Annotated in this window: 15 protein-coding genes and 1 riboswitch; of the genes, 8 read left to right on the plus strand and 7 right to left on the minus strand. The window is 73.4% G+C overall.

Annotation, left to right across the window (positions count from 1 at the left end):
• Both AC2YHB_RS09560 and AC2YHB_RS09565 read left to right on the plus strand, forming a co-directional pair.
• On the plus strand, positions 1 to 494 hold a 494-nt coding region (locus AC2YHB_RS09560; RefSeq protein WP_487353812.1), incomplete at its 5' end, for an LPXTG cell wall anchor domain-containing protein.
• Between the two features lie 132 nt (positions 495 to 626).
• The gene (locus tag AC2YHB_RS09565; protein ID WP_036544470.1) at positions 627 to 2,186 is read left to right on the plus strand and encodes an AMP-binding protein; all 1,560 of its coding nucleotides are present in this window, start codon (positions 627 to 629) and stop codon (positions 2,184 to 2,186) included.
• On the opposite strand, the gene AC2YHB_RS09570 is transcribed toward AC2YHB_RS09565, so the two are convergent.
• The gene (locus tag AC2YHB_RS09570) at positions 2,153 to 2,698 is read right to left on the minus strand and encodes a hypothetical protein (protein WP_487353813.1); all 546 of its coding nucleotides are present in this window, start codon (positions 2,696 to 2,698) and stop codon (positions 2,153 to 2,155) included. The genes AC2YHB_RS09565 and AC2YHB_RS09570 overlap by 34 nt on opposite strands.
• Before the next feature lie 38 nt (positions 2,699 to 2,736).
• Positions 2,737 to 2,811: riboswitch (cobalamin riboswitch) on the plus strand.
• 49 nt (positions 2,812 to 2,860) lie between these two features.
• On the opposite strand from AC2YHB_RS09570, the gene cobN reads away from it, so the two are divergent.
• The 5 genes from cobN (at position 2,861) to AC2YHB_RS09595 (ending at position 9,796) form a co-directional block, all read left to right on the plus strand.
• Positions 2,861 to 6,427: a cobaltochelatase subunit CobN gene (gene cobN, locus AC2YHB_RS09575; RefSeq protein ID WP_487353814.1), complete on the plus strand. Its 3,567-nt coding sequence runs from the start codon at positions 2,861 to 2,863 to the stop codon at positions 6,425 to 6,427.
• Positions 6,424 to 7,170, plus strand: a complete 747-nt coding sequence (locus AC2YHB_RS09580) for an SAM-dependent methyltransferase (RefSeq protein ID WP_179647420.1) — start codon at positions 6,424 to 6,426, stop codon at positions 7,168 to 7,170. The genes cobN and AC2YHB_RS09580 overlap by 4 nt, the downstream gene beginning before the upstream one ends.
• Positions 7,157 to 7,519, plus strand: coding sequence for a hypothetical protein (locus AC2YHB_RS09585; protein ID WP_036544477.1), 363 nt, complete (start codon positions 7,157 to 7,159; stop codon positions 7,517 to 7,519). Before AC2YHB_RS09580 ends, AC2YHB_RS09585 begins: the two co-directional genes overlap by 14 nt.
• Positions 7,520 to 7,646: 127 nt before the next feature.
• Positions 7,647 to 9,038: a cobyric acid synthase gene (locus AC2YHB_RS09590; protein ID WP_179647419.1), complete on the plus strand. Its 1,392-nt coding sequence runs from the start codon at positions 7,647 to 7,649 to the stop codon at positions 9,036 to 9,038.
• Complete coding sequence (locus AC2YHB_RS09595) at positions 9,035 to 9,796, plus strand: cobalt-precorrin-6A reductase (protein WP_179647418.1); 762 nt, start codon at positions 9,035 to 9,037, stop codon at positions 9,794 to 9,796. The genes AC2YHB_RS09590 and AC2YHB_RS09595 overlap by 4 nt, the downstream gene beginning before the upstream one ends.
• 57 nt (positions 9,797 to 9,853) lie before the next feature.
• Here the strand turns inward: AC2YHB_RS09595 and AC2YHB_RS09600 are convergent, their stop codons facing one another.
• Entirely contained in the window at positions 9,854 to 10,276 is a 423-nt protein-coding gene (locus tag AC2YHB_RS09600) for a hypothetical protein (protein WP_179647417.1), read from the minus strand.
• A 49-nt stretch (positions 10,277 to 10,325) separates the two neighbouring features.
• Positions 10,326 to 11,174: an NmrA family NAD(P)-binding protein gene (locus tag AC2YHB_RS09605; RefSeq protein WP_036544483.1), complete on the minus strand. Its 849-nt coding sequence runs from the start codon at positions 11,172 to 11,174 to the stop codon at positions 10,326 to 10,328.
• 111 nt (positions 11,175 to 11,285) lie between these two features.
• On the opposite strand from AC2YHB_RS09605, the gene AC2YHB_RS09610 reads away from it, so the two are divergent.
• Entirely contained in the window at positions 11,286 to 11,666 is a 381-nt protein-coding gene (locus AC2YHB_RS09610; RefSeq protein ID WP_242530264.1) for a winged helix-turn-helix transcriptional regulator, read from the plus strand.
• A gap of 78 nt (positions 11,667 to 11,744) precedes the next feature.
• On the opposite strand, the gene AC2YHB_RS09615 is transcribed toward AC2YHB_RS09610, so the two are convergent.
• The 4 genes from AC2YHB_RS09615 to AC2YHB_RS09630 form a co-directional block, all read right to left on the minus strand.
• Positions 11,745 to 13,358, minus strand: a complete 1,614-nt coding sequence (locus AC2YHB_RS09615; RefSeq protein ID WP_179647416.1) for an HYR domain-containing protein — start codon at positions 13,356 to 13,358, stop codon at positions 11,745 to 11,747.
• Positions 13,359 to 13,435: 77 nt separating this feature from the next.
• A complete protein-coding gene (locus tag AC2YHB_RS09620; RefSeq protein WP_179647415.1) occupies positions 13,436 to 14,368 on the minus strand; it encodes a cobalamin biosynthesis protein in 933 nt (310 codons plus the stop codon).
• Positions 14,365 to 15,186 (minus strand): CbtA family protein, encoded by an 822-nt coding sequence (locus AC2YHB_RS09625; protein ID WP_179647414.1) that lies wholly within the window; start codon positions 15,184 to 15,186, stop codon positions 14,365 to 14,367. Before AC2YHB_RS09625 ends, AC2YHB_RS09620 begins: the two co-directional genes overlap by 4 nt.
• Before the next feature lie 14 nt (positions 15,187 to 15,200).
• Positions 15,201 to 15,416: a CbtB-domain containing protein gene (locus AC2YHB_RS09630; RefSeq protein WP_036544490.1), complete on the minus strand. Its 216-nt coding sequence runs from the start codon at positions 15,414 to 15,416 to the stop codon at positions 15,201 to 15,203.
• Positions 15,417 to 15,522: the final 106 nt, after the last annotated feature.

Genomic DNA, 15,522 nt, shown 5'->3' on the forward strand with positions numbered 1-15,522 from the left:
CGCCGGGGGCTCCGGCGGCCGAGGCCGCGCCGGGGCAGAAGGTCGTGGTGTGCAAGTACGTCCGCAAGCCCGGGGCCGCGGAGGTCTTCTCCCACATCATCGTCGTCAACGAGAACGCCCTCCTCGGCAAGGGCTTCGCCGGGGTGTTCCCGTTCCCGTTCTCCGACGCGCACTTCAAGTCCGTCGCCGTGCGCTATGCGGCGCCCGGCGAGCGGGCCAGCGAGATCAGCGAGGCCGTGTGCCCTGCCGAGGTGCCCGGCGAGGAGCCGCCGGGTGAGGAGCCGCCGGCGGAGGAGGGGTCGGGTGAGACCGGCGAGACCGGCGGGATCGGCGACGACGCCGGACCCGGTGTCCCCGGGCTCGGCTCCTCGGGCAGCGCCCTCCCGGAGACGGGTGCAGCCGACCACCTGCCCGCGCTCGCCCTGCTCGGCGGGCTCGGCACGCTGGCCGGCGCCTGGCTGGTGCAGAGGGGCCGCCGGGTCGTCGTCCACTGACCCGTCCACCGTCCGGGCGGCGGTGCCCGCCCAGCGCGTGACCCCCTCCGATCGAGGGGGTCACGCGCACCCGCTCCGACACTAGGGTGGTGAGCGTCACGTCCCGCGCCCGCGACCCCCAGGAGGACCACCGTGTTCGTCCCGTTCAGCGTCAATGACTTCCTCGACCGCGCCGTGCAGGTGTATGGCGAGCGCGTCGGCGTCGTGGACGAGCCGGACCAGCCGGCGCCCAGCCTGGGTGGGCTCACCTACGCGCAGGTCGGCGAGCTCGCGCGGCGGCAGGCCGCGAAGCTCGACGAGCTCGGCATCGGCGTGGGTGAGCGGGTCGCGGTCGTCAGCCACAACAGTGCCCGCCTGCTCACCTCCTTCTACGGCGTCAGCGGGTGGGGACGCGTGCTGGTGCCGGTGAACTTCCGGCTCAGCGCCGACGAGGTCCAGTACATCGTCGACCACTCCGGGGCGCGGGTCCTCTACGTCGACCCGGAGATCGAGGAGCACCTCGCGGGTGTCACCTGCGAGCGGAAGTTCGTGCTCGGTGACGACGAGCAGCTCTACGCGCCGGAGGGCGCCGAGCCCAAGCCCTGGGAGTACGACGAGGCGGCGACTGCCACGATCAACTACACCTCCGGCACGACCGCGCGCCCCAAGGGCGTGCAGATCACCCACCGCAACATCTGGACGAATGCGATGACCTTCGGGCTGCACGCCCAGATCGGCGACCGCGACGTCTACCTCCACACGCTGCCGATGTTCCACGCCAACGGCTGGGGCATGCCGTTCGCGATGACCGGCGTCGGCGCCCAGCACATCGTGCTGCGCAAGGTCGACGGCGCCGAGATCCTGCGCCGGGTGCGCGACCACGGGGTCACCGTCATGTGCGCCGCCCCTGCCGTCGCGGCGGCCGTCCTCGAGGCCGCGCAGTCGTGGGAGGGCGAGATCCCCGGGCGCGACCGGGTCCGCATCATCATGGCCGGCGCGCCGCCGCCGACGAAGACGGTGATCCGGGTCCAGGAGGAGCTGGGCTGGGAGTTCATCCAGATCTACGGCCTCACCGAGACCTCGCCGCTGCTGACCTTCAACCGGACCCGGGCCGAGTGGGACGACCTGCCGCCGGAGGAGCGTGCTGCGCGGCTGACCCGTGCGGGCGCGCCCGCCATCGGCGTGCGGCTGAGGATCGACGAGTCCGAGGAGGGCGCCGGCGAGGTGCTGGCCCGCTCCAACGTCGTGCTCGAGGGCTACTGGGAGCAGCCGGAGGAGAGCGCGAAGGCGCTCGCCGGCGACTGGTTCCACACCGGCGACGGCGGCTACCTCGGCGACGACGGCTACCTCACCATCGCCGACCGCAAGAAGGACGTCATCATCACCGGCGGTGAGAACGTCACCTCGATCGAGGTCGAGGACACGCTGTTCTCGCACCCGGCCGTCGCCGAGGTCGCGGTGATCGGCGTCCCGAGCGAGAAGTGGGGCGAGACGATCAAGGCCCTCGTCGTGCTCACCGCCGAGGAGGCCGGCCGGGCCGGGCCCGAGATGGAGGCCGAGCTGATCCGCTGGTGCAAGGACCGGCTGGCGGGCTACAAGGCGCCGACCTCGGTGGAGTTCCGCGACGAGCTGGCCCGCACGGCGACCGGCAAGCTGCAGAAGTTCAAGCTGCGCGCGCCCTACTGGGAGGGGTTCACCCGCCAGGTGAACTGAGACCGCGGCACCAGCGTGGCGGCCCAGCCGGCCCCCTGCCACGCGGCGACCGTCGCGCGCGCCCAGTCGCCGTCGGTCTCGACGACGTCGACCGCGGTCTCCACCGGAGCGGGCGACGGCGCGGGCAGCGGCTGGCCGCTGATCGGGTCGAGCGTGTCCGGACCACCGTCGACGCAGGTCACCCGGGTCAGGCCGATCCCGAGGCGTCGCTGGTTGAGGGCGAGGCTGAGCGCGGCGATGCCGGCGGCGTCGTACCCGACGACGGAGAGGTTGTCGGGCGGGTGCACCGACGACTCGCGGGCGTAGCGGACCGATCGGAGCAGGTCGCGACCGGCGGAGTCGAGCGTCCAGACCGGTACGACGACGCGGACGCTGCTGCGGGTCGCGATCCGGCTGGCGAGCGCCGCGACGCCGTCGGGGTCGGTGGCCGCGGCCGGGTGCCACAGGAGCAGGGTGTCCGCATTCGGATGTCCGTGCACCGAGACCTGGAGACCACTCGCCTGAGCCTGCATGGGACCACCGTAGGCTGAGCCCCCACAGGTCCGTGAGGCAGGAACCCGGTGTGAGACCGGGGCGGTTCCGCCACTGTGATCCCGGCCCCCGCGGCCGGGAGAGCCAGACACTGCGCTCGGACGACACCTGCCGAAGAGGGGCGCGAACCCCGAGGAGGACCCGTGCAGATCGCACTCCTTTCCACGTCCGACACCGACCTGCTGTCGGCCCGCGCGAGCGGTGCCGACTACGCGTGGGCCAACCCGTCGCGCAGCGACCTGCCGGGCCTGGTGGCGCTCGCGGAGGCGGCGGACCTCGTCGTCATCCGCCTCCTCGGCTCCCCGCAGCAGTACGACGCCGAGCTGGCCGCGCTGCGCGGCACGGGCCGGCCGCTCGTGGTGCTCGGTGGCGAGCTGACGCCCAGCGCCGAGCTCATGGAGGCCTCGACCGTCCCGGTCGGGGTCGCGGCGGAGGCGCACCGCTATCTCGCCGAGGGCGGGCCGCGGAACCTCGGCCAGCTGCACGCCTTCCTGTCCGACACCGTGCTGCTGACCGGTGAGGGCTTCGAGGCGCCGGAGGAGATCCCGGCGTGGGGGATCCTCGAGCGGCCCGGTGGTGTCGAGAAGGCGAGGGTCGGGGTGCTCTTCTACCGCGCCCACCACGCCAGCGGGAACACCGACTTCGTGCACGCGCTGTGCGACGCGATCGACGCGACCGGGGAGGCCGTCGGCGTACCGGTCTTCGCCGGGTCGCTGCGAGCGGCGCCGGACGAGCTGTTCACGGCGCTCGGCGAGCTCGACGCCCTCGTGGTCACCGTCCTCGCCGCCGGTGGGTCGACGCCGGCCGCTGCCAGTGCGGGTGGCGCCGACGAGACGTGGGACGTGGAGCGGATCGCCGCCCTCGACATCCCGGTCCTGCAGGGCCTGTGCCTGACCAGCAGCCGTGAGGAGTGGGAGGCGTCCGACGACGGCGTCAGCCCGCTCGACTACGCCAACCAGGTGGCGATCCCGGAGTTCGACGGCCGGATCAGCACGGCGCCGTTCTCGTTCAAGGAGCTCGACCCGGCCGGCCTGCCGTCGTACGTCGCCGACCCGGAGCGCGCCGCCCGCGTCGCCGGTCTCGCGGTCGGCTACGCCCGGCTGCGCCACGTGCCCAACGGCGAGAAGAGGCTGGCGCTGATGCTCAGCGCCTACCCGACCAAGCACTCGCGGATCGGCAACGCCGTCGGTCTCGACACGCCGGTGTCGGCCGTCCGGATGCTGCGCAAGCTGCGCGACGCCGGCTACGACGTCGGCGACGGCTTCGGGGTGCTCGACCTCGACGACGACACCGTCGCCGGGGACACGCTCATCCACGCCCTCATCGCGGCCGGTGGCCAGGACGAGGAGTGGCTGACGTCGGCGCAGCTGACCGACGCGCACGTGCGGGTCAGCAAGGCGGACTACGACGCGTGGACCGCCGACCTGCCGGACGACCTGCGCGAGGAGATGGTCGAGGCGTGGGGCGAGTCGCCCGGCTCGCTGTTCGTCAACGACGACGGCGAGATCGTGCTGGCCACCCTGCAGGCCGGCAACATCGTGCTGATGATCCAGCCGCCGCGGGGCTTCGGCGAGAACCCGGTCGCGATCTACCACGACCCCGACCTGGCGCCGTCGCACCACTACCTGGCGGCGTACCGCTGGGTGGCCAACGGCTTCGGCGCCCACGCGGTGGTGCACCTGGGCAAGCACGGCTCGATGGAGTGGTTGCCGGGCAAGAACGCCGCGCTGTCGGCGTCCTGCGCCACCGACGCCGCGATCGGCAGCATGCCGCTGATCTACCCCTTCCTCGTCAACGACCCCGGTGAGGGTGCGCAGGCCAAGCGCCGCGCCCACGCGACGATCATCGACCACCTCGTCCCGCCGATGGCGCGCGCCGAGAGCTACGGCGACATCGCGCGCCTCGAGGGCCTGCTCGAGGAGTACGACAAGATCTCCGCGATGGACCCGGCCAAGCTGGCCGCGATCCGCGGCGAGATCTGGCAGCTGATGCACGCCGCCGAGCTGCACCGCGACCTCGGCATGGACGAGCAGCCCGAGGACGACGACTTCGACGACTTCCTGCTCCACGTCGACGGTTGGCTCTGCGAGATCAAGGACGTCCAGATCCGCGACGGCCTGCACGTGCTCGGCCAGGCGCCCGAGGGCGAGGCGCGGGTCAACCTCGTGCTCGCGATCCTGCGGGCCGCCCAGGTCTGGGGAGGTACGTCGAACGCGGTCCCCGGCCTGCGCGCCGCGCTCGGCCTCGCGCCCGACGCGCCGACCGCCGAGGTCGACCGGGTCGAGGCCGAGGCGCGTGAGCTGGTCGAGGCGATGGAGAAGGCGTCGTGGGACGTCGCGCGCGTCGACGACCTGCACCCCTCACCCGAGGTCCGCAGGGTGCTGTCCTTCGCGGCCACCGAGGTGGTGCCCCGTCTGGCCCGCACCACCGACGAGCTCGACCACACGCTGCACGCGCTGGCCGGCGGCTACGTCCCGGCCGGCCCCTCGGGCTCGCCGCTGCGCGGCCTGGTCAACGTGCTCCCGACCGGCCGCAACTTCTACACCGTGGACCCGCGGGCCGTGCCGTCCCGGCTGGCCTGGCAGACCGGGCAGGCGATGGCGGAGTCGCTGGTCGGCCGCTACCTCGAGGAGGAGGGCGCCTACCCCGAGTCGGTCGGACTCTCCGTGTGGGGCACGTCCGCGATGCGCACCTCCGGAGACGACATCGCCGAGGTGCTGGCCCTGCTGGGCGTGCGGCCCGAGTGGGACGAGGCGTCGAAGCGGGTGCACGCGCTGACCGTCGTACCCCTGGAGGAGCTGGGCCGTCCGCGCATCGACGTGACGGTGCGGATCTCCGGCTTCTTCCGCGACGCCTTCCCGCACGTCGTCGCGATGCTCGACGACGCCGTGCGGATGGTGGCGGAGCTCGACGAGCCGCTGGACCAGAACTTCGTGCGCGCCCACGCGCAGGCCGATGTCGCCGAGCACGGTGACGAGCGGCGGGCGCGGACCCGGATCTTCGGCTCCAAGCCGGGCTCCTACGGCGCCGGCATCCTGCAGGCCGTCGAGTCGGGCACCTGGCGCGACGACGCCGACCTCGCCGAGGTCTACACCGCGTGGGGCGGCTTCGCCTACGGGCGCGACCTCGACGGCGTCCCCGCCGCCGACGACATGCGCGCCAACTATCGTCGGATCAAGGTCGCGGCGAAGAACATCGACACCCGCGAGCACGACATCGCCGACAGCGACGACTACTTCCAGTACCACGGCGGCATGGTCGCGACGGTGCGCGCGCTGACCGGCGCCGACCCGAAGGCGTACGTCGGCGACTCGACCACCCCCGACGCCGTCCGCACGCGCACGCTGCAGGAGGAGACCAACCGGGTCTTCCGGGCCCGTGTGGTCAACCCGCGCTGGATCGGCGCGATGCAGCGCCACGGCTACAAGGGCGCCTTCGAGCTCGCCGCGACCGTCGACTACCTGTTCGGCTTCGACGCGACCGCCGGTGTCGTGCACGACTGGATGTACGAGTCGCTCGCCAAGTCCTACGTGCTGGACGAGGAGAACCAGGCGTTCCTGCGGAAGTCGAACCCGTGGGCGCTGCGCAGCATCGTCGAGCGGCTGCACGAGGCGAAGGACCGCGGGCTGTGGGAGTCGCCCGACCCCGAGGTGCTGGCCGCGCTGCAGGCCGCCTATCTCGAGGTCGAGGGCGACCTGGAGGACGAGTGAGCGCCACCGTCCGGGTGCTCGGCTTCGGGATGGGGCCGCAGCACGTCACCCCGGAGGTCGCCACCGCACTGGCCGGCTGTGACTACGCCCTGGCAGTGCAGAAGGGCGACGAGGACCCGCTGCTGGCCGTGCGGCAGGCGGTGGCCGATGCGCACGGGGTCGAGCTGGTCGTCGTACGTGATCCCGAGCGGGACCGCTCCCCGGGACTGGACCGCGCGGGCTACGAGGGCGCGGTCGCCGACTGGTACGCCGCCCGGCTGGCCGCCTACCGCTCCGTCATCGACGCGCGGGGTGGGACCTGCGCCTTCCTGGTCTGGGGCGATCCCTCCCTGTACGACGGCACGATCCGCATCGTGCGCGAGCTGGGCGTCGACTTCGACGTGCTCCCCGGGATCAGCGCGCCGCAGGTGCTCGCCGCGCGGCACCGGGTGGTGCTCCACGAGGTCGGCCAGCCGGTGCACGTCACGACCGCGCGGCGGCTGCGCACCGACGTGGCGGCCGGACAGCGCAATGTCGTCGTGATGCTCACCGCCGGGGTCGACCTCGACGGCTTCGGCGACTGGGCGATCTGGTGGGGGGCCAACCTCGGCGGCGTGGGGGAGCGCCTCGTGTCCGGCCGGGTCGCCGACGTCGTCGGGGAGATCGAGGCGGCACGCGCGGAGGCGAGGGCCGAGGCCGGCTGGGTGATGGACCTCTTCCTGCTGCGGGCGCCCGCCGGGGGAGCCGACGATGGCACTGCCTGAGCGCGACGTGCTGCTGTGCCGCGACTGCTGCTGCGGCACGGCTGGCAAGCACCCGGACGTCGACCACCGGGCGCAGCGCGACGAGATCGAGGCCCTCGACGACCCGGCCGGGCGCCGCGGGCCGCGGGTCCGGGTGCGCGTGGTCGACTGCCTCGACGAGTGCGACCGCTCCAACGTCGTACTCGTGCGGGACTTCACGTGGAACCCGGGCGGGCGGCGTCCGAAGGACGTCTGGCTCGGGGGAGTGCTCTCCGAGGAGTCGACGGCGGAGGTCGTCGACTGGGTGCGTGAGGGTGGTCCCGTGCCGCGGTCGCTGGAGCGGCATGTCTTCCGCGGGAAGCGGGGGTGAGCCACATGGGCACCATGCGTCACTCCGGACAGGCAGTTCATGCGCTTGTCGGGTGTTGCAACGCCCGACAAGCGCATGAATCCCCGGTCGACCGGGGATTCATGCAGCAGCCCGCCGGGACCCCGCGATGACCGGCCGCGCCCTCCTCGTCGCCGGGATGACCTCCGACGCCGGCAAGAGCGTCGTCACCACCGGCCTGTGCCGGGCGTTCGCACGCCGCGGGATCCGGGTGGCGCCGTACAAGGCGCAGAACATGTCGAACAACTCGATGGTCGTGCGCGGCCCGGACGGCCGGCCCGGCGAGATCGGGCGCGCGCAGTGGGTGCAGGCGGTCGCCGCGGGCGTCGAGCCCGAGGTGGCGATGAACCCCGTGCTGCTCAAGCCCGGCAGCGACCGGCGCAGCCACGTGGTGCGGATGGGCCAGCCCGACGGCGAGGTGTCGGCGCGCAACTGGCACGACGGCCGCGCCCGGCTCGCCGAGACGGCCTTCGCCGCCTTCGACGACCTCCGCTCCCGCTTCGACCTCGTCGTGGCCGAGGGCGCCGGCAGCCCCGCCGAGATCAACCTGCGGGCGAGCGACTACGTCAACATGGGCCTGGCCCGGCACGGCGACGTGCCGACGGTCGTGGTCGGCGACATCGACCGCGGCGGCTGGTTCGCCGCCGCCTACGGCACCCTGATGCTGCTGGAGCCGGAGGACCAGGCCCTGGTCAAGGGGTTCGTCGTCAACAAGTTCCGCGGCGAGGTGGACCTGCTGCGGCCCGGGCTGGCCGACCTGGAGCAACGCACCGGCCGGCCGACGTACGGCGTCCTGCCGTGGCACCCGGACCTCTGGCTGGACTCCGAGGACGCCCTCGACCTCGCCGGGCGCCGTGCCGAGGTCGGTGCGGGCGTGCGCCGCGTCGCGGTCGTGCGGCTGCCTCGGATCAGCAACTTCACCGACGTCGACGCGCTGGGCCTCGAGCCGGGGCTCGACGTCGAGTTCGTGTCCGACCCCGCGCGGCTCGCGGACGCCGACCTCGTGGTGCTGCCCGGCTCCCGGGCGACGCTGGCCGACCTGGCCTGGCTCCGGGAGCGCGGCCTGGACGCGGCGGTCCTGCGCCACGCGGCCGCGGGCCGGCCGGTGCTGGGCATCTGCGGTGGCTGCCAGATGCTCGGGCGGCGGATCGAGGACCCGGACGGCGTCGAGGGCACTCCCGGTGCGTCGGTCGAGGGCCTCGGCCTGCTCGACCTGGTCACCCGCTTCGCGCCGGAGAAGCGGCTGGTCCTGCACGAGCCTGCGGGCTACGAGATCCACCACGGGCGGATCACCGGCGCCACGGTCGACGGCAACGTCAGCGGCACGATGGTGCACGGCAGCCTGGAGGACGACGCGACGCGGGCGGCGTACCTCCGTGACGCGCTGGGCGTCGCCTCGGCCGCGTCCTTCCCCGCCGCCCGGGCGGCGCGGCTCGACCTGCTGGGCGACCTCGTCGAGGAGCACCTGGACCTCGATGCGCTGCTGGAGCTGGCCCGGTGACCGGCCCGCGGGTCCTGCTGCTCGGCGGCACGGGCGAGGCGCGCGCCCTGGCCGAGCGCCTGGTCGCCGAGGGCGTCGCGGTGGTGTCCTCGCTGGCCGGCCGGGTCGCCCGGCCGCGGCTGCCCGTCGGCGAGGTCCGGATCGGGGGCTTCGGCGGGGTGGACGGCCTCCGCGCGGCGCTCGCGGACTTCGACGCGGTCGTCGACGCGACGCACCCGTTCGCGGCGGGCATCTCCCGCAACGCCGCGCAGGCCTGTGCCGCTGAAGGGGTGCCGCTGCTGCGCCTGCAGCGCCCCGGCTGGGCGGACCGCGCGACGCCGTCGTGGATCTGGGTGGACACCCACGAGCAGGCGGCGATCGTCGCCGGCGAGCTCGGGAGCCGGCCCTTCGTCACCGTCGGGAGACAGGAGCTGGCGCGCTTCGTGCCCGCGCTGGAGGAGCGCGAGGTGCTGGCGCGGGTGGTCGACGCCCCCGACCTCGACATCCCGCAGGACTGGGAGATCCTCACCTCCCGCGGTCCCTACACGCTGGACGGCGAGCGGGCCGTGATGGCCGACCGCGACGTGCTGGTCACCAAGGACTCCGGGGGCGAGCTGACCTGGCCGAAGATGGCCGTCGCTGCCGAGCTGGGCATCCCCGTCGTCGTCGTACGACGCCCGGCGGCCCCCGCAGGGGTCGACACCGTGGCCGACGTGGACGCCGTGCTGGCCTGGCTGGGCGGGCTCTCGGCATCGGTTCAACTACCGGAATTGTCGTGATCCGACGTCCAGCGGGACGAATTCGGTAGTTGAACCGCGTCAACAGGTGCGGAGGAGTCAGGGCGTCCGCTCGTGGCCCGGCCGGCCGTGGGTGCGCCGGTCCTCCTTCATCTCCGCCTCGTAGAGGTGCCGCTTGCCCTCGACGATCTCGTCGCGGGCCGCCCGCTCGAGGCGCTTGAAGTCGGCGTAGTAGCCGTCGTCGTACTCCTCGACGACCTGGAAGGTCCACCGGCCCTGCAGCACGTTGCGTCCGACCAGCTCCTCCTGGATCCGGTCGGCGAGCGCGGCGTGACCGGCCTCGCGGAGCTGGTCGACGCCCTTGCCGAGGGTCAGGTCGGCGGTGCCGCTGAGCCGGTGGAAGGCGTACAGGTGGCCGCGCGCGATCTCGACGGCCTCCAGCGCCTCGGAGATGTTGCCGAGCGCCTCGACCGTCAGGTCGTCGACGCCCGCCGGACGGGTGTGCTCCTCATCGATCGCCATGGCTCGATGATGCCCGCGACCGACGAGGAGCACACGGGTCGTCCTGTCCTCAGAGCGCGGCGCGCAAGCCCTCGGCGAGGGAGGTCGCCGGACGGCCGAGCAGGCCCTCGAGGTCGGCGCGGTCGACGTACAGGTCGCCACGGCCCAGGCCCAGGTCGGCGTCGGCGAGCACGGCGGCGTAGCCCTCGGGCAGTCCGGCACCGACGAGGACCTTGGTCAGCTCCTCGGCGGGGACGTCGGTGTACGTCACCTCCGCGCCCGTGACCTCGGAGACGGTGGCGGCGAGCTCCTTGAGGCTGAACGCCGCGCCACCGAGCTCGTAGACCTCCTGCGGCTGCTCGAGGAGCAGCGCGGCGGCGGCCGCCTCCGCGAAGTCGGCGCGGGTCGCCGCGCTGACCTGGCCGTCGCCGGCCGCGCCCAGGACCGTGCCGTGCTCGGTGTACGTCGCCAGCTGGCCGCTGTAGTTCTCGATGTACCAGCTGTTGCGGAGGAAGGTGTGCGGCAGCCCGGCGGCGACGATCGCCTCCTCGGTGGCCTTGTGCTCCCCGGCGAGGATGATCCCGCTGCTGGCGGCGTTGGCGATGCTCGTGTAGGCCAACAGCTGCACACCCGCGGCCGCGGCGGCGTCGATGACGTTCTGGTGCTGGGGGAGGCGCTGGCCGACCTCGCTGCCGGAGATGAGCAGCACGCGGTCGGCACCGTCGAAGGCGGCGGCGAGCGCGGCGGTGTCGGCGTAGTCGACCTTGCGGGTGGCGACGCCGAGGGCGGCGAGGCCGGCGAGGCGCTCCTCGTCGCGGCCGAGGGCGACGACCTGGTCGGCGGGGACGCCCTTGGCGAGGAGGGACTCGACGACGTGGCGACCGAGCTGGCCGGTGGCACCGGTGATGACGAACGACATGGTGGGAACCTTCCGAACGGGGTTGGGGATCGTGCTTGTCGATGTCCTCAACGGGTCGTCCGGAGGGTTGCTTCCCAATGGAGAGTACGCACTTTGAAGTAAGGTACTTCCGTGGCAGAAAGTATGAGCCCGGTCGAGGCGCCGAGCATCTTCGAGCAGTTCCCCGGTGGGGTCTTCCCGGCGGCGTGCTCCAGCCGCGTGCTGCTCGACCACGTGATGAGCAAGTGGGGCGTGCTCGTGCTGGTCTCGCTGACCGAGGGCCCGCAGCGCTGGAGCGAGCTGCGCCGACGCGCGCAGGGCATCAGCGAGAAGATGCTCGCCCAGACCCTGAAGACCCTCGAGGCCGACGGCCTGGTCCACCGGGAGCAGCAGCCGGTGATGCCGCCGCGCGTCGACTACAGCCTGACCCCGCTCGGCGAGGACCTCGCCGAGGTGATGGTGCCGCTGCTGCGCTGGGTCGGCCGCAACGCCGACGCGATCATCGGGACGTAGCGCCGTCGTACCGGACGTCCTGGTCGTGGATCCGGCGATCTCGCGACCATTCCGTCCGGTACGACGGGTGGCGGGGTGCTACTTCGGCGGGGCCGGGACCAGGCACGCCACCGGGGCGGAGACGTTGCCGGAGAAGTCCTCGGCGTACAGCTCGGCGTCCCCGGTGCCGGTCAGGTGCAGGATCCCGCTGCCGCCCAGCTGCTTCTGCGTCGGACCGGAGGCCGACTCGGTGTACTTGATCCGCTGGCCGCTGGCGAACGGCCCCCAGACGTGGCCGCTGCCGGTGTCGCGCAGGTAGACCTCGGGGTCGGCGTCGACGACGTCGGTGGCGTCGAGCCGGTAGAAGCCGTCCTGGTTCTGGCCCTGCGGGTTCGGCCGGGTGCCGCCCGCCTTCGGCGTGTTGCCGCCCGGGTTGGTCGACTCGGCGCAGGCGACGGTCGGCGGGGTGGTGTCGACCACCTCGATCGCGCCCGACCCGTGGCCGGTGTTGCCGGCGGCGTCGGTGGCCTCGCAGGCGACCGTCGTGGTGCCGAGCGGGAACTGCGACCCCGACGGGGGCACGCAGGTCGGCGTCAGCGGGCCGTCGACGTTGTCGACCGCGCTGGCGTCGTACCCGACCACGGCGCCGTCGGGACCGGTGGCCTCGACGGTCTTGCTCTCGACGGTGACCACCGGGGGCGTCACGTCCTTCACGTCGATCTCGACGGTCTGCACGAACGCGGGCCCGGGGACCTGGCCGTTGACCTTGAACGACACCTGGCACGACACCGTCTCGCCCTGCGGCGCGTCGCCGGCCAGCGTGATGGTCTCGTCGAAGGTGACGGTGCCGCCGCTGGTGACGGTGGTCGGCGACGTCGCCGTCAGCGAGGCGGTGACGCCCGCGTCGCAGGTGACCTCGTGGGTGACCTCGGCCGGCAGGTTCTGCAGCTGGCTGAGGATCACGTCCGAGACCTGGTCGGGGTTGGCCGCGGTGAGGGTGCCGCCCGTCTGCGACGTCACGTAGCTGGCCTGGCCCTCCGAGTCGAGGCCGTCCCACAGGTAGCCGTCGGCCCCCGGCACCGAGATCGCGATGACCCGGATGCCGGCCGCCTGCAGGGCTGCCGTGGTCGGGGCGAGCGAGTGGCCGCCCGACGGGTCCTCGCTGCTCGAGTCGCCGAACATCACGACGATCGGGGTGCCGTCGTCACGGAAGTCGATCGCGGTCGGGATCTGCGCGAGCGCGCCGATCCAGTCCTCCTCCGCGTCGCTCCCGCCGCCCGACAGCGGGGTCCACGAGCTGATCCCGGCCGTGACGGCGGAGGTGTCGGCCGTGAGCTGCTGGCGGAGCAGGAAGTAGCCCGTGGCGTCCTCGGCGTCCTTGTAGTCGGCCACCGCGAACCGTGCCGTCGGCTGGGCCGCGAGGATCTGGCTGACGATGCTGTTGGCGTTGGACTGCACGTTCCCGATGCTCGCCGTCATGCTCGTCGTGGTGTCGGCGAGGAACACGATGTCCGGGTTGGGCGGGATGGGCGGCGTCTCGACCGTCTTGGTGATCGTCACCGATGCGCCCGGGGCGAGCGCATCGGTGTAGTGCTGCGGGCTGACGCCCGGGTCGCCCGAGGCGGCGACCGTGGCGGCCGCGCCGAGGGCGAGGGAGAGCACGCCGACCGGGAGGGCTCGGGCGAGGGTGCGGTTGGGGGGTTGGACAGGCATGTCAGTTCCTTTCCGAGGGGTGTTGCTGACACCCCACGGAGTGCGGAACCGGTCCGGTTGATACGTCGGCCTGCTGCTCAGCGCCTCGCGCGGGCCCCTGCCAGCGTGGCGGCGGCGAGGACGGCACCGGCCCCGATCCGGCGGGCCAGCGTGCGGGCGCGGTCCAGGTCGGTCCGGTCGGGGAGCGGCCCGTCGCCCATCACGGCCCGGTGCTCGATCCGGCCGGCGTAGTCGTTGGTGCCTCCCAGCCGGATGCCGAGCGCGCCCGCGAAGGACGCCTCGACCGGACCGGCGTTGGGGCTGGGGTGGCCGGCCGCGTCGCGTCGCCAGGTCCGCCACGCGCCCGCCCGGTCCGGTCCGATCCCCGTGGCGAGCGCCGCGGTGAGCCGGGAGCCCGGCAGGTTGAGCAGGTCGTCGAAACGAGCCGCGGCCCAGCCGAACCGCTCGTAGCGGGGGCTGCGGTGGCCGACCATCGCGTCGAGCGTGTTCGCGGCGCGGTACCCGAGCAGGCCCGGTACGCCGGCGACGGCACCCCACACGAGGGGCGCCACGACCGCGTCGCTGGTGTTCTCGGCCAGGGACTCCAAGGTGGCCCGGACGACCTCGCCCTCCTCGAGCCGCGAGGTGTCGCGGCCCACCAGGTGGGTCAGCTGCACCCGGGCCTCCGGCAGCCGCCCGTCGGCCAGGAGGCGGCTGACCGCGGCGGCCTCGCGGTCGAGCGACGTGCCGCCCAGGACCGCCCACGTGGCGGCGGCCGTGGCCAGCGTGCGCGGCAGCGGGCGTCGTACGACGGCCTCGGTGGCGGCGCCCAGCGCCACCGCGCCGCCGACCAGGACCGCCACGTGCACGACACCGGCCGCCCGGTCGTCGCGCCAGGTGCGGCGCTCGAGGGAGGCGGCGAGCTGCCCGAAGCCGGCGACGGGGTGGAGGCGCCGCGGATCGGCGAGGAGCCGGTCCGCGGCGTACCCGAGCAGCAGCCCGGCGGCCCGGGCCGTGCTCGTCGAGGTCACAGGCTGGCGGCCAGCTGGCGGCGCGCGTGGTCCGCCGCGACGCGGTCGTACATCCGGCCCACGAGCGCGGTGAGGCCGATGCCGATGACCGCCCACAGCGTGGCGAGGGTGACCAGCGAGGCCCGGCGGAAGTACCACAGCGTGTCGGCCGGGAAGTCGCCCAGCTCGTTGACGCTCGGCAGGAGGTAGCCCGCGAGCACCACGACGGCGAGGTAGGCACCGGCGCCGACCAGCGCGGTCGTCCAGCCGTCGAGGCGGCCGAGCAGCTTGTTGGCCAGCACGACCACCGCGATGGCGGCGAGCACGGAGACCAGCAGCAGCGCGAAGTACGACGCCGTGCGGCCCCCGATCGTGTCCCCGCTCCCGACCGCGGGCGGCGTGGCGGGGTACTTCGCGAAGGGCACGAGCGCGACCGCGACGAACCCGAGCAGGCCGACCAGCGCCGTCGACCCGCGGGCCGACAGGCCGCCGAGGCGACCGAGGACCGCTGCGGCGGCCAGCGAGGTGAGGCCGCCGAGGGCGGCGCCGATCGCGAGCATGCCGGTCAGCAGGCCCCAGCTCTTCTGGTTCTCGCGGGAGATCTCGACCATGCCGGAGTGGTCCTCCTCGGCGGCCGCGGCCTCCTCGGCGGCGACCTCCTCGGGGGTCATCTGCGCGGCCGCGGACTCCTCGAGCGCGATCGCGTCGTCGACCTGCGGCTCACCGAGGGCGAACGCGACGACGAAGGCGATCAGGCCCGCGACGATCCCGACCGCGAGGCCACGGATGAGGAAGGCTGCCGGGCTGAGGGCAGAGCTCTCCCCGGGAGTGGTGCCCATGGCGGGATCCCCGCTCAGTGGCAGGGGTAGCCGAGCAGGTGGCGCGCGTCGTGCACCCACTCGTGGACGGCGTTGCCGGCCGGGAGCGAGAGGGCGCCCTGGTCGGCGCTCACGAAGAAGATGGCGAGCATCGCCAGCAGGCCGAAGAAGACGACCCAGGTGCCCAGCTTGAGCAGCGGGACGACGGGAACGGTGACGACCGCGGTCGGGGTGGCGGTGGTCTGCGACATGGAGGCCTCCTCAGGGATTCAGCGTCCCTGGTCAGTGGGTTGAGGTGGTGCAGGCACTCGTTCCTGACTTCACCACCCCGTCCACGAGGGCGGAGGCGGTGTCACA

This window comes from Nocardioides sp. SRI_004 (assembly GCF_057586415.1).